The sequence below is a fragment of the Pyrinomonadaceae bacterium genome (assembly GCA_036277115.1).
Taxonomy (GTDB): domain Bacteria; phylum Acidobacteriota; class Blastocatellia; order Pyrinomonadales; family Pyrinomonadaceae; genus UBA11740.
The window spans coordinates 179,559-200,663 of sequence record DASUNM010000011.1 but is presented as its reverse complement, the minus strand read 5'-3'; the positions used below and the strand labels follow the sequence as shown (position 1 = coordinate 200,663).

The window sequence follows — 21,105 nt, the reverse complement described above, 5'->3', positions numbered from 1 at the left end:
TCTGAGAACTGACTCAGACTGACTTGGGGAGTGCAATGTTTGTAAGACTTAAGCCGGTATTAATAGCGCTCGCGGTGATCGGTTTCGCCATGGCGACTACCCGCGGAGTCGCCAAAGAGTATCCGAGTGCCATCGAGCAGGAACGCAGAGTCGAACAAGGAAGTCGGATTGTGGTCCGCAGTGAGTTCGGAGACATCCGCATTGAGGGATCAGATCGCAATACCGTCGAGGCCGTGGCAACCGATCTTAACAGTTCCCAGCCGATTAAAGTGATTATCACCGAAGCCTCGTCCGCAAATAAAAAAGTCTTCACCGTTAGTCCCATCGAAAGTGGGCGTAGTGTTAGTCAGAAGGTGAATACCTTACTAGAAGTAAAGGTTCCCCACGATGTTGAGTTGGCACCTATTTACCTTCGCAGGGGCACCATTACTGTTAACAACCTCGACGGTGGCGTGAATCTAAGAACCGACGACGGCAACATAAATGTTCAGAGGGCGGGGTCTCTCGGGGGCGGATTTGTCGAGGCCACGGCCGGGAGCGGAAATGTTAATTTGTCGAATATCAACGGCGATGTTCGCATTGTCGCAATCAGCAGCGGCATAAATGTTCAATGCGTCAAGGGTGATGTTGCGGCGCGAGTCTCGAGTGGTCAAATTGCAGTTTCGAACATCGACGGAGATGTCGAACTTAACGTTTCCTCGGGTAGCGCTTCGTTCACAGGGCCGATTCATCCCGAACGCCGCTATCGGCTGAAGACACTGTCAGGGAATGTATCCATGGATATTCCTGACACAGTTGGTTTTACCGCGGTGCTGTCGGCGTACAGTGGTCGAATAGAGAAAGACTTTCAACTTTCGAACGACTCACAAACACCGCCGAGCAAAAGTAATCAACGCATTATTGGTAAGTACGGAGACGGCAGCGGGCGGATCGAGCTTGATTCGTTTAGTGGACACGTACATCTGCGCAAAATCGTGGCGAGCAGTGTCAAAGACTGCCAGCGATGAGTGCGTCGATGGAACCAACGAAAAGGAGTGTGAATATGAAGAATCGTTCGATTGTTTCATCACTGGTGAGCGGCGCTGTCGCCCTGTTAATTCTGGGCGGCCATGCAAAGCTGCCGAAGGCGGCAGCCGTCGATGTAAATGGCGGGCCGGCAGGAAATGAGTGGACCAGGGTTATGGGCGACCAAGAGGAACATAAGAGTTATCAACTCAAAGCCGGCGCACATATAGATGTTTTTAATATCAGCGGCCCTGTTTCCGTGGAAGCAGCTGATGGGTCGGTGGCCGAAGTGCACATTTATCGCTCGGCGCCGAACCACGCCGATTTGGATTACCGAAAAGTTTCTGTCGACCAGACTTCGTCGGGATTGACCATCACACAAAAAAACGATGGCACGGAGCGTTCCAGCATCGATCTACTGAATCGCGTCGTCCTTAAAGTTCCACGCCAGGTCAGAGTGAGCGGAAAGAGTATCAGCGGCGATTTCAACATCAGCGGTGTCACTGGCGCCGTTGATCTGGACGGTATTAGTGGCAGCGTCAATGCCAAGCGCTTGAATGGGGTCTTATCCGTATCCGGCGTCAGCGGGAATGTCCGCGTCGCGGTCGAACGCGTCAATGACGCGGGACTGCGTGTCAGTGGCGTTAGTCGCAACGTTTACTTAGGCCTGGCCAGCGACCTGAACGCCGAATTGAGTGTCGGCAATACAACCGCCGGGGTCTCCAATAAGATCCAGGGTCTCGCTCTCGTTAGTGCTGGCCCTTCAAACTATTCCGCACGTCTCGGTTCAGGCGGGCCGCAAATCGTGGTCTCGAATGTGACAGGCTTTATCGTTCTTCAGCCATTGCCCATTCACTCGCGTCCGAATCGTGTCGTTATATAGAAAGTCAAAGGAGTAAAAAATGAAAAACCTAGCAATCAAAAAAGCGTGTGCGGTGTTGTCGGTTCTTCTTGGCGCATCATCGGTTTGGGCGACCGTCGCTCAAGAGCGCGATGAAATCAATAGAAGCTTTACTCTCCCGGCTAAAGCGCATGTTGACGTGGCTGCGATTAGCGGCAGCGTTGACATCAAGGCTGTTGATGCCGATTCGGCAATCGTCCAGATGGAGCGAACCGCGCGCAGCCGCGCTGAACTGGATTGCAACAAAATCGTTGTGGAGCAGGCATCGGGTAATTTGACGGTCCGGAGTGAAAACGTGGGTGGTCCAGGCTGCCAGAATATACAGGTCGTTCATCGGTTGGTGTTGAGTCTCCCGCGGCGTGTCGATGTTAGCGTCCACGGCGTCAGCGGCCCAATCGACATCGGAGAGATTGACGGCACGCTGCGTATCAGCGGCAATAGCGGGGACATCAATCTCGCGCGTGTCGGTAATGGTGCACGTATCACGGGTAATAGTGGGACCATCAACGTCGCCGAACTCGGTAGTGGTGCTCGTATCACGGGCAATAGTGGGACGGCAACCATTAAGATCCGGCACCTCGATACAGAAGGACTGGAGTTGAGTGGTAATAGCGGCACTCTCAAGCTATACGTCGGCGGTGAATTAAGTATCGATGTGAAAGTAAGCGGACACAGCGGCCCGGTTTCAAGTGAGCTGCCGAATGTGGAATTTACCAAGTCAGGAGCCTCCGATTACTATGCGCGCGTCGGATCTGGCGGGCCGACGATTAATGCCCACGGTAATTCCGGTAGCATCTTGCTTATCCGTTATCCCTAACAACCCTTCCGGTTATCGGAGAATCACATGTCACATCGTCTTTGCGCGCTAGCTATCGTTCTCATTTTTTTGCTTCACACGGCCTGGCCTGCGCAACAGCCTCGCGTGGCCCTGGATAAGAATGATCCTGAGCTACGCGCCATTCTCGCCGAGATTGAGGCCGATGCTGAAAAGGCCCGGGTGAAAGCAAAAATCCCCGGCATGTCCATTGTGATCGTCTACGATCAGGAAGTTCTGCTCGCTAAAGGCTTTGGTTACGCTGATCTCGAGAAAAAGATTCCCGCTGATCCACAAACGGTCTACCGCACAGGCTCGGTGACGAAGGCATTTACGGCAATGATGCTGATGCAACTGCGGGACGCCGGCAAATTGCACCTCGACGACCCGATTGAGAAGTACCTTCCGGAGTTCAAAATCAAATCGCGTTTCCCTGACGCCCGGCCGGCAACGTTCCGTCAGGTTGCCGCGCATTATTCGGGACTGCCAAGGGAACCTCCCATGCTTCACGAGTATCAGGCCACGGACGAGTTTCCTTCAGTTGAAGATCAGCTGAAGAGTCTCGAGAATACCGAAATGATGTTGCCCGCCATGACCATGTATTCGTACTCAAACCTCGGGTACAACATTATCGGTCTGGCCCTGTCTCGAGTTGCTAAACAACCCTACGACCAGTACGTCGCGACTCATATCCTCAAACCTCTCGGAATGAATCACAGCGGCTTCGCGTTAACTGAGCAAATGAAGAAACGTTTTGCCGTCGGCTATAAGCCCGCTGGACCGGATGGGACCCATGAAAGATCGTCCTACCCGAAACATGGCGTCGCCTCCGGGATGCTCTATTCGAACGTGGATGACCTGGCAAATTTTTTGTCTTTGTTTTTCCGTCTAGGCCCGAGGGGTGGCAAGCAAGTGCTGGGCAGCAGTTCGCTGCTGGAGATGCTGATTCCAGTGGCCGTAAGCACAGATCTAAGCAGGGATGAAAAAGGAAGGCCTACGTGGCTGTGGCTGGCAGGTTCCACTGTCGGCTTTTCGGTTAATCCATTCAGCGGGGAGCAGATTAATTACAAGGATGGCGGCACCGCTGGCTACTCATCGATCGTGTATATCAACCACCCGCGCAAGGTGGGGATGGCCCTTTTGACGAACACCCAAACTGAGCCTTTCTGGTTGGGATACCCTCTCCTCAAGAAATTAACAACGGTAGTCGAGAAATCTCTTGAGCGGAGCCAGGCCAAAGCTCTCGAGGAGGCCCTGCCGAAGTGGCAGAAATACACTGGGCGATACATTATCACCGACCCGAACGCCATCGCCCTGATAACCTTCAGCGAATTCGACGTTCGCATCGTGAATCAAAAGTTAGTGATCACAATACCCGAAGTACGGCCCGGTTCAAGAGTCTGGATGAAAGAGGTTCCCCTTGAGTCCTTTGGAGATAACGACTTTAAAATTGCTGGAGGAAGTGTCGGAAATAAATTCATTACTTTCGAGTCGGGCAAGGACGGCAGTATGGTCTTGAAGTGGCGAACCTACGCCTTCAAGCGACAGCCTTAGCCCCGCCGGATACTGCGAAAGCAAGCGAATCGACTTCAAGTTGCCGGTCAACGCCTCAATCAATACCTACCCGCCCCGGTGATTAACGTGAAGCATTTAATCACAGCAATCTTTGCGGTGCTTCTGGTGTTTGTCGCCTTATCCAGCGCGCAGACGCAAACGAGCACCGTAGTAAAAATGAATTCCCTTCAGATCGATGCCCACGCCCGGCCCGCCATCGGCCAGTTCGTGGCAGCAGACGACGATCTCCAACATCTCGTCTATGAGCTTTTCATCGTCAACTGGCAAAAGGAGGATCTTCGGTTCGCGTCGATCGACGTCGAGGACGCTGCCACGGGGAAGCTATTAGCACAGTACGATACTAAGGCGCTCGAGGACCCGAACAGGATTGGCACCGTCCCGTTTAATAGTGAATTAAAGGGCCCACCAAATCGTCTACTGCTGGCCGGCCGGACAGCGGTCATCACGATTCACGTAAGACTGCCGTTGGGAGCGAGCGTGCCTGCCGCAGTACGGCACCGGATCAAGTTCGAATCCGATCCCAATCTCCGGTTGATCCTCGACGACGGTTCCGAGTCATCGGAGCTCTTCGCCGTCTCCGAACCAATGCCAATCGATCGACGCCCTCCGGTCGTCATCGGACCTCCGCTCCGCGGCGGACCCTGGTTCTGCGCCAATGCCTTGTTCGATCCCTTCGCCCCACACGACGCGCAGATACCTTACGCCAGGACCGCCCGAATCCTTGTGGTGTCGCGCTTCGGCTGCGACTTTGCAAAGATCGCAAAGGTCAACGGAGAGATCACGGCTTGGCGACCCCAGACTCCGGTTGAAATTAACTTGTCGGCGTTCTACAGCTATGGCGCCGAGGTAATAGCCGTCGCGGACGGACTCGTGATGGAAACAAAGGACGGGATCCCTGAGAACATCCCTCGAACCGACAGAAAAACGAACATGCCGGTTCCCCTGACCGAGGCGACCGTCAACGGCAACATGATCGCTCTTCAGATCGGCAAGGGGCAATATGCTTTCTATGTGCATCTCCAGCCTGGATCGATCCGCGTCAAGGAAGGCGACCGCGTCCGCAAGGGTCAGCTGCTCGCTAAGCTGGGAAATTCGGGGAACACGGACGGACCCCATCTGCACTTCCATGTAGGCCGGGGCCCGCGAATCAGCGAGGACGAGTTCCTGCCTTATGTTTTTAGGAGTTACTGGCTGGACGGACGCGGCGGGGACTTTCCCGCGAAACGCAAACTGTTCGAGTTTAAGATGCCGACGAGGAATTCGATCATTACCTTTCCGGACCGGTGATTACTATGAAGAAATTAGCTACGGCAATCGTGGCGATGTTTGCCGCTCTCACGATCGCGCGAGCGCAAGCCGACATCGTTGAAAAGGTAACGTCGCTTCGGGTCGATGCCGACGTCCGGCCCGCCATCGGTCAGTTCGTACCTGGCGACGACGATGTCCAACATCTTGCCTATGAGCTCCTCATCACCAATTGGCAAAAACAGGATCTTCGCTTCGCGTCAGTTGAAATCGAGGATGCCGCGACGGGGAAACGACTGGTGAAGTTCGATAGCAAGTCGCTCGAAGACCCGATCAGGATTAATACTGTCCCGTTTTCCGGAGGGATCGGCCCCGACAACCGCGTACTTCGGTCCGGTCGGACAGCGGTAATGGCCATCGACGTGAAGCTTCCGTTGGGTGCGAGGTTGCCTGCTGCAATACGACACCGCTTCGAGTTCGAATCCAATCCCAATCTCCAAATGCTCCTCGACGACGGTTCGGAGTCATCCGAACTCTTCGCCTTTACCAAACCGATGCCGATCGATCGCCGGCCGCCGCTGGTCATCGGGCCTCCGGTTCGCGGCGGGCCTTGGCGCTGCGGAAACGGTTTCAGCGGCGGCGGCTGGAACGCCCATGACTCTATGTACACGTTCGGCAAGAAAGCGCGTATCCACCTTCCGCAACGCTTCGGCTGCGACTTCCGCCTCGTGGACCAGGCCGGTGAAGTTTTGCGAGCGACCGGGACGACGGATCTCGTCAACTCGCAGTTCTACGGCCAGGGTGCAGATGTGATCGCCGTCGCAGACGGACTCGTGGTTGATACGTTGGACGGGGTTCCCGAAAACGTTCCACGGGTTGACGGCAAGGTCATCCCGCCGGTTCCGTTGACTGAAAAAACCTGGGCGGGCAACATCGTTGCTCTTGAGATCGGCAAGGGGCAATATGCCTTTTATGCGCACCTCGTGCCTGGATCGATTCGGGTCAAGAAAGGGGATCGCGTTCGCAAGGGCCAGGTGCTGGGAAAGGTGGGCAATTCAGGCAACTCGGTGGGACCCCACCTCCATTTCCAGGTCAGCCGCGGGCCGGAACTGAACGGCCATGACTTCCTGCCCCATATTTACTCCGGCTACGTGCTGGGCGGTTATGAGCGTGATCGCAAGCTGGATCTGGCAAAGCGCACGCGGTTCGAATTCAAGCGCAGGCGGATGAGGTTTAGGGTGCCGATGGACGGGGCATTCATGACCTTTCCCCGGTGATGGATGAGCAACAGGCTAGATCTTAGGCGTCTAGCGAACTTCAGCAGCGAACTGATGTTTGAGCGCCTCGACGACGCGCCAGTGAATCTCATCAACTTCGTCATCACGCAGAGTACGGTCGTCAGCGCGATACTCCAGCCGGAAAGTTACTGAGCGTTTATCGTCAGGAATGCCCTCGCCTTCGTACGTGCCGACGAATTCGGACCTGACAAAGTGCGCCGGCTCATGGCCGGCAATAGCATGCATGAGCGTCGCGCGCGTAGTCTTGCGATCAACCAACAGCGACACGTCGCGAACGATCGAGGGAAAGCGTGGCAGCGGCGAATAGAGCACGGGCAATTCGCTCGCATCGAGCAACGCCGTTAGATCAAGCTCGGCGACGAACACGGGCTGGCGAAACTTGTACTGTCCCGCCGCCGCTTCCGACAGCCGTCCGATTGATCCGACGCGGTGGCCGCTGACGCTGATTGCCGCTGACTGACCGCGTCTAAGATGTTTGATTTCCGCTGCCTCGAACTGGAGTGGCGGAAGATTCATGGCTTCTACCGCTGATTCGAGCGCGCCTTTGATGTCATAAAAATCCAAGTCGCGCTCAGGCTGGGCACGCCCGGCCAACGTCAACCCACCGGTCGCGACCAGCGCAAAAGCTTCGCGCTCTTCCGGCAATTCTTCTTTTTGCATGGATGCGAATATGCGACCGAGTTCCAAGAGACTAACATTGCGCGTGCCGTGGTTAATATTGTGCTGCACCGCCTTCAACAGACCCGGCAAAAGGGTCTGCCGCATCCGCGAGGCCTCTTCAATAATCGGATTCGTCAGAACGACGGCCTCGGATGTTTCGAACGCCGGAATGAGTTCGAAGTGGTTTGTTTGCTCAACAAAGCTGAAACTGATCGCTTCGTCATAGCTGCACGCCGCCAAGGCTCTGCGCAAGGCGCGCTTGCGTGACTCAGTCGAATGATACTCGCCCGCGCTATTCGCCGGCGGAAGAGCTTCCTGAATCTTTGCGTAGCCTGCATGTCGCGCAACTTCTTCGACGAGGTCCTCTTCGATCGACACATCGTGCCGCCAGGATGGCACAGTGAATCTCAGCGCTGCCCCATCCTGTGCACCTTGCTCGAAGCCGAGTGCGGCCAGCACGCGCTGCACCTCTTCGGTTTCAACTCTCAGACTGGTGATTGCTTCCACGCGTGACGGCCGCAAAATTACTTCTCTGCTCTTGATTGGATTCGGATAAGTGTCAACCGCGTCTTCGGTCGCGGTACCACCGGCGATTTCACAAATCAGCGCGACACAGCGCTCCTGAGCGCGAAGGACGCCTTCGGGATCCGTGCTGCGCTCAAACCGGTGCGACGCTTCGGTATTCAGGCCCAGCAATCTCGCGGTCCGGCGAACAGATTGAGGATTGAAGTAGGCACTCTCAATCAGGATGTCCGTAGTCGCGCTTGAAATTTCTGATTCTTCGCCACCCATGACACCGGCGACGGCAACGGGTCGTGACGCGTCGGCGATTACCAGCATCTGCTCCTCAAGAGCTCGTTCGACGCCGTCCAGTGTTTTGATCTTCTCGCCGCGCCGCGCACGGCGAACAACGATTCGCTGCTCGTCCAACTTCGCGAGATCGAACGCATGCAGCGGCTGTCCCAGCTCGTGCAGGACGTAATTCGTAATGTCCGCGACGTTGTTTATCGGTCGCTGTCCGATGGCTTCAAGCTTTTTAGCGAGCCAGTCGGGCGACGGTCCGATCTTCGCGCCCCGAATGATTCGGGCGGCATATCGCGGGCAGAGATCCGGGTCTTCGATGGTTACCGAAGTTTCGTCAGCAGTCTTACCACTGGTATTTGGGACTTCAGACTTTGGACTTTGGAGCTTGGACTTCTCACTAGCCGCCAGCTCGCGCGCGATGCCCACGTGCGACAGGCAATCGCCGCGATTCGATGGTACTTCTACGTCCAGCGCGAAGTCGTCGCCGCGTTGCTCAACCGCATCAACGGCCAGACCAACATTTGTCAGCCTCTCCCGAATCTCTTCAGGGTCAAGCTTCGTGCCGGTCAGCTCGCGGAGCCATTGATAGGAAATGAACATTGATCTTTAGATGAGTCCTATTTGTCCTATTGTCCTATGTGACATACGCGACCAATGGGACTGATGGGACCTATGCAATCACCGGAACTGCTCTAGAAACCTGACATCATTCTCGAACAACAAACGAATGTCATCGAGCTGATAAATGCGTGCGCATGTGCGATCGATGCCGAGGCCGAATGCAAAGCCGGTGAATTCTTCCGGATCGATATTCGCCGCGCGCAGAACGTTCGGGTGCACCATGCCCGAACCGCCCAGCTCAATCCAGCCCGACCCTTTGCAGATACGGCAGCCTTCCCCACCGCAATTGAAACAACTGTAATCAACCTCAGCGCTCGGTTCGGTGAACGGAAAGTACGACGGTCGAAAACGAGTTTTCGTGTCGGGGCCGAACAATCGATGAACGAACTCGGCCAGCGTGCCTTTCAAGTGCGCCATGGTGATGCCGCGATCGACGCATAAGCCTTCAACTTGATAGAACATCGGATTGTGCGTCGGGTCAGGCGTGTCCCGGCGAAAGACGCGTCCCGGCGCGATCATCCGCACCGGCGCGCCCCGCCGCTGCATCGCGTGAATTTGCACCGTCGATGTTTGTGAGCGCAGCGCGAATCCTTCAGTCGTGTAAAAGGTGTCCTGCGGATCGCGCGCCGGATGACCTTCGGGGATGTTGAGCGCGTCAAAGTTGTAGAAGTCAGTCTCTATCTCGCGATCGTCTTCAACGGCATATCCGAGCGAAACAAAAATGTCTTCGATCCGTTGCCGCATCAACGTGACCGGATGCAGGTGTCCTTGCCGCGGACGGCGTCCGGGAATTGTTACGTCGATCGCGTCGCGTGCGGTACGCGCCGTTTCAATGATCGATGTCAGCGCCGCTTCTGCATCGTCCAGCGATTGCGCGAATCCGGCCTCGGTTTTCTGGACCAACTGACCGAACGATGCGCGCTCGTCGGCCGGAACCCGGCCGATGAGTTTTTTCGACGCCGCTAGTGCGCTCTTCTTCCCGAGATGTCGCGTGCGCAACTCGCTCAAAGCACGCTGTTCACCTTCGGCTTCGGACAACGTCAACTGCGCGGAAGACGCAGCACTGCCGATAAAGCGGGCAAAGCGCTCGAACTCTCGTTCGAACGCTTCGCGGGCTGCTTCAACTTCGTTCGCAGGCGCGTTTGCGCTTTCGCTCATTTCTTTCTGATCGCCACCCATTTGCCCTGAAGCTGCCCGGCGAAATCGAAGTCGCCGGATAATTTGCCGTCGATCATGGTGGCCGCCAACGCGATCTTGCCGCTGCCGCCCTCGACTATCAACGCAAGTTTGCCGTCCTTCCAACTGCCTTCTGAAATATTCGAGTTGCCCAGTTGCGAGGCGCTGCTTCCCGTGACCTTCTCGCCTTCAAGTTTCAGGGTCAGCGTGAACGGGAATGGCTGCCCGGACGCGTCGGCGACGGCGTCCCATTCACCCGAGATTTCGTCGGCGACAATTCTTCGGAACTCGACCGTCATTTCCTTGCCGGCCTCGGAAAACGTCGCCGTCAAGTTGGAGCCATTCTGTCGCAGCTTCCATGGACCGGAACCGCCGCCGCCCGGCTTCTCAATTTCCACAGTCAGCACGCCATCGGCGACCGTCCCTTTGATAATCTTGAACGCGCCCCGCGCAGTGGTGAGTGCTCCGGAGAACTTACCGGCATCTTCCAACACCTCGAGGCTGATTTTTTGCTCGCCCGTTTCGCCCTTGACCGTTGCCTCGTACTTCCCGGCATACGAACTTTGTGGCTTTTGATTCGGCACTTGAGCCTGCGTCACCAGACCTACTGGGACAAGCAACAGCGCCAGCGCAACGGCTGAAAACATAACTTTCTTTTTCATTGAGAGCATGTCCCTTTTCCTTTCGCCCGGAGAGGCCTTATGCGGCGGCGCGCTCCTGCGGTTTATTTTCCAGGGCCGTTTTCGCCTGCGTCGCCAGGGCCGCGAAGGCGTCCGGTTGTTTGGCAGCAAAGTCCGCCAGAATCTTTCGATCAAGTTCGATTCCGGCAAGCTTCAAGCCGTGCATGAACTGCGAGTAGTTAAGGCCGTTCAAGCGCGCGGCCGCGCCGATGCGCACAATCCAAAGCGAGCGAAAGTCTCGCTTCTTCAATTTGCGACCGGTGTAAGCGAAGTTAAGTCCACGCTCAACCGATTCTTTCGCGGAACGATAAAGCTTCGACTTAGTGCCGCGATATCCTTTCGCTAGCTTTAAAATCTTCTTGCGCCGCTCAAGGCGCTTATTTCCACGTTTTGCTCTTGGCATGACAACCCTCCGATAAAAACGATCTTAGGTCTTTGGCTTTTGGTCTTTGTTCAAAGACCGAAGATCAAAGACCAAAGTCCTAGTCTCTTCCATATGGCAACATCCGTTCGACCCGTTTCTGATCAGACTCAGAAACCAGTGCGTCGATATCCAGAAGTCGTTTTCGCTTATTAGTTTTCTTCGTCAGAATGTGACGGGCATGCGAATGGCCGCGCTTGATCTTGCCGGTGGCCGTCAAGCGAAAGCGCTTCGCCGCGCCTTTGTGTGTTTTTAGTTTTGGCATGAATTCCTCTCCTTAAATCTCGGATCCCAAATTTCAGATCTCAAATCTGAGATCTCAATTTGAGATCTCAAACAAACTTCACTTATCCATTAATCGAATCGCCTGTCCGACAACCGGTAAAGCACGCGCGATGGCCGCACCGTCAATCTTGTCCGGCGTGTCGTTGGGGCTGTGTATGATCGTCATCACGCGGGGCATCTGGTCCGGCACTTCGCGATTAGAAAACTTGATAATCGATGGAATCTCTTTTCCATCGATCAGACTAAACGACAGCGTTTCTACCTTCGCTCGAATAAAACTGCGATGATCGCTGGCCGGATACTGCGCGCCGATTTGCAGTGGAAATTTCGCCTTTGCCGCTGCTGTTTTCACCGCCGTTGCCGATGCAGATTTTTCATCCGGAGTCATCACCCAAAGCGTGTCGCCATAGCCAAAGACATCGAAGTTGATGAAAACCGCCGGCAAAGGCTTCCCTTCCCGTGCCTTGATGTAATTCTCCGATCCGCGCAGACCAATCTCTTCCAGGTCAAAGAACGCGGCGAACACTGCATAGTTCTTTAACGGCTTTTTCTTCAGCGCCGCCAACAATTCCAACACCGCCAGCGAACCGGAAGCATTATCAATTGCGCCCTGGCCCTGGCTGACCCGATCGTAGTGCGCTCCCAACATCAACTGTTTCGTAGCCCCAGCCTGCGGCGGAATTTCTGCAACGATGTTTTCGCCCTGCCGGTCTGCGTGCATGAACGGCTCAGTGCGGTACTTGATGCCAAGCGCATCCAGTCTCGCCTTGATCGCCGTCCCACGAGCTTTAGTGTCGGCTCCGGCCGAAATGGCTGAAACCTGATTCGCAAGCCGGGCGCCATCGCCCTTCTGCGCCACACTCGTTTGCAACTGAGCGGCGAGCAGAACAACAAACAGCGTCAATATTGAAAGCGGTTTCCGCATTGAATTCTCGTCAGGACGTCTTGGGTTCGGTCTTCGGCTCGCTCTCGGGCGGCGCTACTTCAGGGCGTGGACTCTCGGGCCGCGCTGGTTCCGGTCGTGCCGGACTGCTTTGGTGAGATCCGCCGCCGCCTTTGCCGCCACCATGTTTCTTTGGCGCAAAGATCGTAAACATCTGGTTGCCTTCCATCCGCGGTCGCATTTCGACGTCGCCAACCTCGATTAAATCTTTCTCGAGTTGCTCCAAAATTCGCGAACCCAATTCGCGGTGCGTCATCTCGCGTCCGCGAAACCAGATCGTCGCTTTGATCTTGTTACCTTCGGTCAACCATTCGCGCGCGCGCTTCATGCGATAGCTGTAGTCGTGCACGTCGGTGCCGGGGCGAAACTTAATTTCCTTGACGGTGATGACGACTTGTTTCTTCTTCGCCTCATTCGCCTTCTTCTTCGCTTCGTACTGAAACTTTCCGAAGTCGATGATTTTGCAAACGGGCGGTTCGGCGTTGGGCGCCACCTCAACCAGGTCCATGCCCAGCTCACGCGCGCGACGAATTGCATCGCGCGTTTCCAGCACGCCAAATTGTTCGCCATCTTCACCGATCACGCGCACCTGGGGCACGCGAATCCGTTCGTTAATCCGAGTTACTGGCCCACGGCGGAAGTCCGGGCGACCGCGGCCTCGAAAACCTGTAGCTATGTGTCCACCTCCCTGGGTTTAGGTCCCGAGTTTCGAGTTCCGGGTTTCAAGTTAGAACCGCAAGCCAACTCGAAACCCGGAACTCGAAACTCGAAACTCATTGATTGTTGAGCGCTCGCGTCTTTACCAGACGCGTCGCCATCTCTTTGAATTCATCCAGCGCCATCGCGCCGATGTCGCCTTTAGTTCGCTCACGAACGGCGACCTTTGCCTCTTCCAACTCTCGATCACCGAGCACGAGCATGAAAGGAATCTTCTGCATCTGCGCGTCGCGAATTTTTGCGCCAATCTTGTCGCTGCGCACGTTCACTTCGGCACGCAGGCCTGAGCCGCGCAGATCCTGCGCGATCTTCTCGGCGTATTCGTTGATCCGGTCAGTAATGGGCAGCACCGCTACCTGCACCGGCGCCAGCCACATCGGAAAAGCGCCCGCGTAATGCTCGATCAATACACCAAAGAACCTTTCGATCGATCCAAACAAAGCACGATGCACCATCACCGGCCGGTGCGGCTTATTATCTTCGGCAATGTATTCCAACTCGAACCGCTCCGGCAGATTGAAGTCCCATTGAACCGTGCCGAGCTGCCAAAGACGGCCAATGGCATCCTCGATCTTGAAATCGATTTTTGGCCCGTAGAACGCCGCCTCGCCTTCGATGCGCTCGTAGGGAATCCCACGCGCGTCGAGACCGGCTGCCAGCATCTTCTCAGCGTTCTCCCACTGCTCGTCTGAGCCGAGGAACAGTTTATTCTCGCCGCTTCCCTTCACCGATAGTTCGTACTTGATCTTCTCGAACCCGAAGGTTTTTAGAACGGCGGACGCAAAATCGACGCAGTCGTCAATCTCGCGCGGAATCTGCTCAGGCGTGCAGAACAGATGCGCATCGTCCACCGTGAATCCGCGGACGCGCATCAACCCGTGCAGCGTGCCCGACAGTTCCGCGCGATAGACAGTGCCCATCTCAGCATAGCGCTGCGGCAGATCGCGATAAGAACGCTGCTGCGATTTGTAGATGCCGATATGAAACGGACAATTCATCGGCTTCAGCCGAAACTCGTTCTCTTCCAGCTTAGTCGGCGCAAACATTGAATCGCCGTAGTTCTGCTCATGCCCACTCGTTTGCCAAAGCTCGCGCTTCGCAATGTGCGGGGTGTAAACGAAACTGTAGTTGCGGCGGACCAGTTCCTCACGCAGGTAGTCTTCCATCTGCTGGCGGATGATGCCGCCCTTCGGATGCCAGAAGACGAGCCCCTGGCCGTAGTCTTCCTGAATTGAAAACAGATCAAGTTCGCGACCCAGCCTGCGATGATCGCGCTTCTCCGCTTCTTCGCGTTGCTTTAACCAGCCTTCGAGTTCTTCCTGGCTGAAGAACGCCGTGCCGTAGATGCGCTGCATCTGCGGACGTTCGGCATCACCCTTCCAATACGCACCCGCCAGGGAAAGCAGCTTGAAAGCCTTCAAGCGATTCGTGTTCGGCACGTGCGGGCCAAGACAGAAGTCGAGAAACGGTGAGCCATCGATGTAATAAACGCTGACAGTCTCGCCCGCCTTCTCGTCGATCAGTTCGCACTTCAAAGGCTCATCGCGTTCCTGAAAGACGCGCAGTGCTTCCGCCTTTGAAATCTCATCGCGGCGATATGGCATGTTGCGCTTGGCGATGTCGCGCATTTTCTTCTCGATGACCGGCAGATCCGCTTCAGTCAAAGCGCGCGGCGCAATCACGTCGTAGAAAAATCCGTAACGGGGATCGTCGAGCAACGCGGGCCCAATTCCGAGCTTAGTCTCGGGAAATAGGTCCAGCACCGCCGCCGCCAGCAAGTGCGCAGTCGAGTGTCGCAGCACATCGAGCCCTTCCAGCGTCTGCGGCAGGACCGGTTCGATCGTGATCGCATCGCCATTCGCCTGGGCGTCGATGGTGTGCGCGAGATCAACTTCACGGCCGTTGACGCGCGCAGCCAGCGCCTGCTTCGCCAGATCGCGATCGAGCTTTTTCAAAGCTTCTCCGACCGTGACCGGCGCAGGAATCTGCGCTGCGGGACCGTTATTAAGTTGGACGTTAATCTCGCTCATTTTTCTTCGCTCCGTTAGGAGCGATATTCCTGGACCCCTCCCCACATCAGGCAGGGGCCGCAGAAACAAATAGCCGCGGAAGACCGGAACCGGCGCTTCCTATTCACGATTTACGATTCACTATTTACTAACTGCAAATGATCGGATTCGATAGGAGCGCCTTCGCCGCACGCCCAAAGGGCGCGCAATCAAAACGTGAAACGAGTTGTAAACCGTCTCATCACGAAGGTCTTCCGGAGCTTCCTATCAAAAATTCGAAACCGACAAGCACAAGGCCTGTCACCTCGCATTATTGCGAAGCCAGATAATAACAAAGCACTTATGAGATCTCAAATCTGAAATCTGAGATCTCAACAGCCCTCCCTACGGTCGGGCTTCTGAGACATTTTGCGTTAGTATATCGGCCCGTCAGTCACACCTTGAAGGAGTTTCACTGATGATCCACTTCCGGCGCTCGTTAGCCCTGGCAAGCATCGCTCTCTTAATGAGCAGTGGCCTATTTCCCGTCTTATCTCAGCGTCAGAGGCCGTCCACCACGCAAACCACCGCGACCTCGGACGATTCTATCAGCGAGATGCGCGCGCTCCTGGAGTATTTCGTCGTGGATCGCGGCAGCCTGCAACGTTCCTATCCCGTCGCCAGCTCGCCGGCCCGGCGTGAACGCTTCCGGAAGTTTTATGGCGACGCACTCGAACGCATTCGGCAATTGAACTTCGACGGGATGAATCAGAGCGGCAAGGTGGATTACGTGCTCTTCCGCACCTACCTCGAGCGAGAGCTTCGGCAATTGGATATCGAAGAAAAGCAGCTGGCAGAGATGAACCCGCTGATTCCATTCGCGCCCGCGATCGTAAGTTTGGAAGAGACGCGTCGTCGCATGGAACCAATAGACTCCCCGAAAACGGCGGCGACGTTGAACGAACTTAAGAAGCAGATTGAGGCAACCCGCCGCGCGGTCGAGGCGGGACTGCGACCAGAGCGCGGCGGCGAGGTTCCGATCAGAGTGAAGAAGACCGTCGCGTTTCGCGCGGTCGGTGCGCTGAATAATCTCAGAACTAACCTGCGAAACTGGTACGGGTTTTATAACGGTTACGATCCGATCTTCACCTGGTGGAACGAGCAGCCTTACCGCGCGCTCGATGAAACGCTCGCCGGTTATTCCGCGTTCCTAAGTGAACGGGTTGTCGGCCTGCGCGCCGAAGGGCCATCGACCGAAGCGACCACTGGCCGTGGAACGGGCGGCGGCGTACAGGGTCGAGCTCAAACTCAACCTCCGCGCGTGCAGGTCACTGCGCGCGCCGGCGACACGAGCGACATCGTCGGCGATCCAATCGGCCGCGAAGCTCTGCTGAGCGAACTGCAATCCGAGATGATTCCTTACACGCCTGAGGAGTTAATCGCGTTTGCCGAAAAGGAAATGGCCTGGTGCGAGAACGAGATGAAGAAAGCTTCGCGCGCACTTGGCTATGGCGATGATTGGAAGAAGGCCTTGGAGCACGTGAAGAACCTGTACGTCGAGCCCGGCAAGCAACCGCAGATGATTCGCGAACTCGCTCTGGAAGCGATCAAATACATGGAGGATAACGATCTGTTGACGGTCCCACAGCTGGCGAAAGACACGTGGCGGATGGAAATGCTTAGTCCCGAACGTCAGCTTGTAAGTCCGTTCTTTCTGGGCGGCGAAGTCATCCAGGTTTCTTATCCAACCAGCACGATGTCGCACGAACAGAAAATGATGAGCATGCGCGGCAACAACCCACACTTCTCGCGCGCCACGGTGCATCACGAATTGATTCCCGGTCATCACCTGCAAGGGTTCATGACTGCGCGGTACAAGCCGTATCGCGGCCTGTTCTCGACGCCGTTTTGGGGCGAGGGCTGGGCGCTTTACTGGGAGCTGCTGCTCTGGGACATGAATTTTCCAAAGACCCCTGAAAACAAGATCGGCATGCTGTTCTGGCACATGCATCGCTGCGCGCGAATCATTTTCTCGCTGAGCTTCCATCTGGAAAAAATGACGCCGCAGGAGTGCATCGACTATCTCGTAAATCGGGTCGGACACGAGCGCGATAACGCCACCGCCGAAGTACGCCGTTCATTCGATGGGAGCTATGGGCCGCTGTATCAAATCGCTTACCTGCTCGGCGGCCGGCAGTTTCATGCTTTGCATCAGGAGTTGGTGGATTCAAAGAAGATGACAAACCGCGCGTTTCACGACTGGATTCTGAAAGAGAACCGGATTCCGGTGGAGATGGTGCGCGCGATTCTGACTAATCAAAAGCTAACAAGGGATTTCAAGACGAGTTGGAGATTTCTGCCGAACTGATCTTCAACGGCCGCCTCAAGCGTCGACATTTTTCTTCGTCGAATGACAAAACCGTGACAATCCGCGAGACGCGATTTCTAAAATGATGCCGTGCTGGAAGATCTAATCGTTCTGCACCATCCCGCCAAACCGGGCGAGAGGTGGCCGGTGGCCATCAACGCGCTCGAGTGGCAGACCTGCCTTCGCCGAATCGTCCTGCTGCACAAATCGGAAAGCGCTGCGCTGATTCCCGATCTACCCGAAGGCTTTGAAACTTATGAAGGACAAGTCGCCCACAATTTTCTGCTCGAAGTGATTTGCGGTCTGCGTTCACCGCTGGTGGCTGAAACAGCAGTCATGGGCCAGTTCAAAGAGTTCTGCGCGAGCGCAAGATTTCCGATGAATGAATGGGGTGCGTTCCTGCGCCGGGTAACTTCCGACCTGCTGGTCGATGCTAAGCACGTGCGGCGGCTGCATCTCGAAGGCCTCGGCAGCCAATCGTATGGCGGCATGGTGAGGCGACATCTGAAGGCGGTTCCCTCCGTTGTGGTGCTGGGCGCGGGCCAGCTGGCTGAAGAGATTCTTCCCTGGGTGGTTGGCAAGACCGACGTAACTGTTTGCGCACGCAATCCAGAGCGCGCCGGACCGCTTATGGAAAAGTTTCCACAAGTCCGTCTGGCGCAATTCGCCTTGACCGCACCGGTTGAGGAAAGCCGAGAGACCGCGCTCGTAATTGCAGCACCGATCAGCGCGTGCGATGTGAAGGAATGGATGGCGGCGCAGCTGACTCCAGTCGTGAAGGTCCTCGACCTGCGCGGCGAAGCAGAAACCGATCCATTGAACTGTTCGTTGCCTGTGGTCAGACTGTCAGAGATGTTCGCCGCTTTAAAAAACGAGCGCCCCGAACCAGCTGCGCGCGTGGCCGCGGCGCGGGACGAAATCAGGAAAGCAGGCCAGAGGCTGATCGAACAGGCGCAGTTTCGGCCCTTCGGTTGGGAAGATTTATGCGCCTAGTTCTCGCTGCGCGTCGCAGCGAGTTGGCGCGTATTCAGGCACTTCAAGTCGGCCGCGCTCTTCAAAACGCACACCCACAAATCAGTATCGAATATTCCTTTCACGAATCACTCGGCGATAAGAATCAAACCGATCCGCTGTGGCAGATGCCTGAGAAAGGTGTCTTCACCCAGGACCTGCGCGAGGGTCTGCTCGCCGGCAAGTACGATCTGGCTGTGCATTCATGGAAAGACCTAGCGATAGAGGATGACGGCGAGACTTTGATCGCGGCAACACTCCCGCGCGCCGACGTGCGCGATTTGATGTTGGTGCGAAGAGATCGATGGGAGGAAGCTCGGCGCACCGGGCGATTTACGATTCTCACCTCGTCGCCGCGACGCAGTTACAATCTCGACTCATTTTTGCGAACTGCGCTTCCCGCAAAAGTTGACGAACTGACGTTTGAACCGGTTCGCGGCAACGTGCCGACGCGCGTGCGCAAAATGTGGAATCCGGGCGCGGACGCGTTGATTATCGCCAAAGCCGCGCTCGATCGTCTGTTGGAAGCGCCGGCAGAAGAGTTCGCCGCCACGAAAGCTGAACTGCGAAAAGCTCTGTCGCAGTGCCTGTGGATGGTTCTGCCGCTGCGCGCCAATCCGTGTGCGCCGGCGCAGGGCGCGCTCGCGGTTGAGATCCAGAGTCACCGTCCTGAGTTGATGGAACTGCTCGCGCCTATTAACTGTGCCGAGACATTTGCGACCGCTCAGCGTGAGCGCGAGATTCTGCGCGGTTATGGTGGCGGCTGCCATCAAAAGATAGGCGCCAGTGTCTTGCGCCGGCCGTACGGCGAAATCACCTCTCTCCGCGGGCTAACTGACGATGGCGCGGCACTGAATGAGTATCGCTTGTCAGCTTCGCGCCCGCGGCCGGCGAAAGTGGCGCCCGACCTGCTTTGGCCACTCAAGCCTGCGGACTCTGACTGGTTCAAACGCGAGCCGATACCTGCGACAATACCGGATTCGCCTTTGTGGATTGCCAAGGCCGATGCGTTGCCGGAGGACGCTTCTACTTCTGATTCGCAGCTGGTTTGGGCGAGCGGCCTGAAGACGTGGGGACGCCTGGCACAGCGCGGCGTCTGGGTGAACGGCTCCGGCGAGGGTTTAGGCGAACAGGAGCATCCGCGGATCGAAACGATTGCCGGGACCGAAGTGCAATGGACAAAGCTGACGCACGCTGGGAGCGCGGGCATCTTATCCGCATCTGGTTCTTCGGGGAGCGCGGGTATCCTGCCCGCATCTGGTTCCTTTGAAAATGGAATGCAAACATTACCGACGTATCGTCTGGTTCCGAAAGACGACGGTCCCAACATCGAAGGCAAATATTACTTTTTCTGGACGAGCGGATCGAGTTTCGAACGCGCGCTGTCTTTGAATCCATGGATGAAATCGATGACGCATTTCTGCGGGCCCGGCAACACACAGCTAGTACTCCAACGCCACGGAATCGAGCCGCACATATTTCTCGATCACGAGCATTGGCTAGAGGAAATGTGTCAGTACCGGGAGCGGTAGCGACCGGATCGACGCGCAAGTTGAATGTTGATCCCGTCGCTACCGCTCCGGGTACCGACACTTACGAATGGCTACGGGAGATGAGCCTTCAATGAAACGCTTGATGCGCCTGCGGGCGACTCAACACTTACGCGACTTGTGCGCGGAAACGGATTTCAACCGCGCGCAATTGATTCAGCCGTTTTTCGTCGTCGAAGGCCTCAAAGCCGATGAGCCGATCGCCGGCCTGCGCGGCAATGTTCGTCTCAGCATTTCATCCGCGCTGCGACAGATTGAAAACGATTTGAAAGATGGCGTGACTCATTTCCTGCTCTTCCCGGTTCCCGGTGACAAGCGTGAAAAAGATTTTGACCATCAATTCGAGCGTGAGGTGATCACCCAGATCCGAAAACAGTTCGGGTCGAATCTATGCCTGTGGGTCGATACCTGCTTGTGCGCGTACACGACGCACGGCCACTGCGCAGTGCTGAGCGACACCGGTATCGATCATCCGATGACGCTTGATGAATTGGCGAATTCAGCGCTGGCATTCGCCGAAGCCGGGGCGGACGGCATCAGTCCCAGCGACATGATGGATGGCCGGGTGGGCCGCATTCGCGAGCAGCTCGACGAAAACGGGTTCGATCTCGTACCGGTGATGAGTTACAGCACAAAGTTCGCCAGTAATTTCTACGGCCCTTTTCGCGCTGCGGCCGACTCCGCTCCCCAGTTCGGGGACCGAAAAGGCTATCAGCTGGACGTGCGCAATCGCACTGACGCAGTCGCGTCGAGTCGTCGCTGTGCTGAAGAAGGCGCCGACCTGCTCATGGTAAAACCGGGACTGACTTCGCTCGATCTGATCGCGCCCATTAACGAAGAGACTGGCCTGCAAGTTGGCGCCTATCAGGTTAGCGGCGAGTACGCCGGAATGTCGCTGCTGGCTGATAATGGACTGATTGATTTCGACCGTGGGCTGTTGGAAACGTGGCACGTTTTCAAACGCGCCGGCGCCCAATTCATCATCACGTACGGCGCGCGTTATGCGAAGAAGTTAGGAATCTAATTTGATCTCCCTTTCTCTT

18 protein-coding genes are annotated in these 21,105 nt (G+C 56.1%); 10 read left to right on the top strand and 8 right to left on the bottom strand.

Annotated features, from left to right (window positions below):
• Positions 1-35 precede the first annotated feature (35 nt).
• The 6 genes from VFX97_02690 to VFX97_02665 all read left to right on the top strand — a co-directional run bounded on the left by VFX97_02690 (position 36) and on the right by VFX97_02665 (position 6,817).
• Positions 36-1,007 (top strand): DUF4097 family beta strand repeat-containing protein, encoded by a 972-nt coding sequence (locus tag VFX97_02690; GenBank protein ID HEX5702110.1) that lies wholly within the window; start codon positions 36-38, stop codon positions 1,005-1,007.
• 35 nt (positions 1,008-1,042) lie between these two features.
• Positions 1,043-1,888, top strand: a complete 846-nt coding sequence (locus VFX97_02685) for a hypothetical protein (GenBank protein HEX5702109.1) — start codon at positions 1,043-1,045, stop codon at positions 1,886-1,888.
• Between the two features lie 19 nt (positions 1,889-1,907).
• Positions 1,908-2,723 (top strand): DUF4097 family beta strand repeat-containing protein, encoded by an 816-nt coding sequence (locus tag VFX97_02680; GenBank protein ID HEX5702108.1) that lies wholly within the window; start codon positions 1,908-1,910, stop codon positions 2,721-2,723.
• Between the two features lie 27 nt (positions 2,724-2,750).
• Positions 2,751-4,274 (top strand): serine hydrolase domain-containing protein, encoded by a 1,524-nt coding sequence (locus tag VFX97_02675; GenBank protein ID HEX5702107.1) that lies wholly within the window; start codon positions 2,751-2,753, stop codon positions 4,272-4,274.
• A gap of 87 nt (positions 4,275-4,361) precedes the next feature.
• The gene (locus VFX97_02670; protein HEX5702106.1) at positions 4,362-5,582 is read left to right on the top strand and encodes a M23 family metallopeptidase; all 1,221 of its coding nucleotides are present in this window, start codon (positions 4,362-4,364) and stop codon (positions 5,580-5,582) included.
• 5 nt (positions 5,583-5,587) lie between these two features.
• Positions 5,588-6,817, top strand: a complete 1,230-nt coding sequence (locus tag VFX97_02665) for a M23 family metallopeptidase (GenBank protein ID HEX5702105.1) — start codon at positions 5,588-5,590, stop codon at positions 6,815-6,817.
• A 30-nt stretch (positions 6,818-6,847) separates the two neighbouring features.
• Here VFX97_02665 and pheT read toward each other — a convergent pair whose 3' ends face one another.
• From pheT to thrS, 8 genes are all read right to left on the bottom strand, one after another.
• Entirely contained in the window at positions 6,848-8,902 is a 2,055-nt protein-coding gene (pheT, locus tag VFX97_02660; protein HEX5702104.1) for a phenylalanine--tRNA ligase subunit beta, read from the bottom strand.
• A 78-nt stretch (positions 8,903-8,980) separates the two neighbouring features.
• On the bottom strand, positions 8,981-10,081 hold the full coding sequence (gene pheS, locus VFX97_02655) for a phenylalanine--tRNA ligase subunit alpha (protein ID HEX5702103.1): 1,101 nt from the start codon (positions 10,079-10,081) through the stop codon (positions 8,981-8,983).
• Positions 10,078-10,761: a hypothetical protein gene (locus VFX97_02650; protein ID HEX5702102.1), complete on the bottom strand. Its 684-nt coding sequence runs from the start codon at positions 10,759-10,761 to the stop codon at positions 10,078-10,080. Before VFX97_02650 ends, pheS begins: the two co-directional genes overlap by 4 nt.
• A gap of 37 nt (positions 10,762-10,798) precedes the next feature.
• Positions 10,799-11,182 carry a 50S ribosomal protein L20 gene (gene rplT / locus VFX97_02645; protein ID HEX5702101.1) on the bottom strand — a complete coding sequence of 128 codons (384 nt, stop codon included), beginning with the start codon at positions 11,180-11,182 and terminating at the stop codon, positions 10,799-10,801.
• A 79-nt stretch (positions 11,183-11,261) separates the two neighbouring features.
• The gene (gene rpmI, locus VFX97_02640; GenBank protein ID HEX5702100.1) at positions 11,262-11,465 is read right to left on the bottom strand and encodes a 50S ribosomal protein L35; all 204 of its coding nucleotides are present in this window, start codon (positions 11,463-11,465) and stop codon (positions 11,262-11,264) included.
• 78 nt (positions 11,466-11,543) lie between these two features.
• Positions 11,544-12,410, bottom strand: a complete 867-nt coding sequence (locus VFX97_02635; protein ID HEX5702099.1) for a M28 family peptidase — start codon at positions 12,408-12,410, stop codon at positions 11,544-11,546.
• A gap of 10 nt (positions 12,411-12,420) precedes the next feature.
• Positions 12,421-13,044 (bottom strand): translation initiation factor IF-3, encoded by a 624-nt coding sequence (infC, locus tag VFX97_02630; protein HEX5702098.1) that lies wholly within the window; start codon positions 13,042-13,044, stop codon positions 12,421-12,423.
• 157 nt (positions 13,045-13,201) lie between these two features.
• Positions 13,202-15,175, bottom strand: a complete 1,974-nt coding sequence (gene thrS / locus VFX97_02625; GenBank protein ID HEX5702097.1) for a threonine--tRNA ligase — start codon at positions 15,173-15,175, stop codon at positions 13,202-13,204.
• A 436-nt stretch (positions 15,176-15,611) separates the two neighbouring features.
• Here thrS and VFX97_02620 point away from each other — a divergent pair, with 436 nt between their 5' ends.
• The 4 genes from VFX97_02620 to hemB all read left to right on the top strand — a co-directional run bounded on the left by VFX97_02620 (position 15,612) and on the right by hemB (position 21,086).
• The gene (locus tag VFX97_02620) at positions 15,612-17,501 is read left to right on the top strand and encodes a DUF885 family protein (GenBank protein ID HEX5702096.1); all 1,890 of its coding nucleotides are present in this window, start codon (positions 15,612-15,614) and stop codon (positions 17,499-17,501) included.
• Between the two features lie 90 nt (positions 17,502-17,591).
• Positions 17,592-18,494 (top strand): hypothetical protein, encoded by a 903-nt coding sequence (locus VFX97_02615; protein ID HEX5702095.1) that lies wholly within the window; start codon positions 17,592-17,594, stop codon positions 18,492-18,494.
• Complete coding sequence (gene hemC, locus VFX97_02610) at positions 18,485-20,044, top strand: hydroxymethylbilane synthase (GenBank protein HEX5702094.1); 1,560 nt, start codon at positions 18,485-18,487, stop codon at positions 20,042-20,044. The genes VFX97_02615 and hemC overlap by 10 nt, the downstream gene beginning before the upstream one ends.
• 91 nt (positions 20,045-20,135) lie before the next feature.
• Positions 20,136-21,086, top strand: a complete 951-nt coding sequence (gene hemB / locus VFX97_02605; protein HEX5702093.1) for a porphobilinogen synthase — start codon at positions 20,136-20,138, stop codon at positions 21,084-21,086.
• The last annotated feature ends 19 nt before the right edge of the window (positions 21,087-21,105 follow it).

Bases quoted from the DNA above. Each gene is read 5' to 3' on its own strand.
- hemB (HEX5702093.1), top strand. From the start codon at position 20,136: ATGAAACGCTTGATGCGCCTGCGGGCGACTCAACACTTACGCGACTTG.
- VFX97_02620 (HEX5702096.1), top strand. From the start codon at position 15,612: ATGATCCACTTCCGGCGCTCGTTAGCCCTGGCAAGCATCGCTCTCTTA.
- rpmI (HEX5702100.1), bottom strand. From the start codon at position 11,465: ATGCCAAAACTAAAAACACACAAAGGCGCGGCGAAGCGCTTTCGCTTG.
- VFX97_02685 (HEX5702109.1), top strand. From the start codon at position 1,043: ATGAAGAATCGTTCGATTGTTTCATCACTGGTGAGCGGCGCTGTCGCC.
- VFX97_02675 (HEX5702107.1), top strand. From the start codon at position 2,751: ATGTCACATCGTCTTTGCGCGCTAGCTATCGTTCTCATTTTTTTGCTT.
- pheS (HEX5702103.1), bottom strand. From the start codon at position 10,081: ATGAGCGAAAGCGCAAACGCGCCTGCGAACGAAGTTGAAGCAGCCCGC.
- VFX97_02680 (HEX5702108.1), top strand. From the start codon at position 1,908: ATGAAAAACCTAGCAATCAAAAAAGCGTGTGCGGTGTTGTCGGTTCTT.
- hemC (HEX5702094.1), top strand. From the start codon at position 18,485: ATGCGCCTAGTTCTCGCTGCGCGTCGCAGCGAGTTGGCGCGTATTCAG.
- pheT (HEX5702104.1), bottom strand. From the start codon at position 8,902: ATGTTCATTTCCTATCAATGGCTCCGCGAGCTGACCGGCACGAAGCTT.
- rplT (HEX5702101.1), bottom strand. From the start codon at position 11,182: ATGCCAAGAGCAAAACGTGGAAATAAGCGCCTTGAGCGGCGCAAGAAG.
- thrS (HEX5702097.1), bottom strand. From the start codon at position 15,175: ATGAGCGAGATTAACGTCCAACTTAATAACGGTCCCGCAGCGCAGATT.
- VFX97_02650 (HEX5702102.1), bottom strand. From the start codon at position 10,761: ATGAAAAAGAAAGTTATGTTTTCAGCCGTTGCGCTGGCGCTGTTGCTT.
- VFX97_02690 (HEX5702110.1), top strand. From the start codon at position 36: ATGTTTGTAAGACTTAAGCCGGTATTAATAGCGCTCGCGGTGATCGGT.
- VFX97_02665 (HEX5702105.1), top strand. From the start codon at position 5,588: ATGAAGAAATTAGCTACGGCAATCGTGGCGATGTTTGCCGCTCTCACG.
- VFX97_02635 (HEX5702099.1), bottom strand. From the start codon at position 12,410: ATGCGGAAACCGCTTTCAATATTGACGCTGTTTGTTGTTCTGCTCGCC.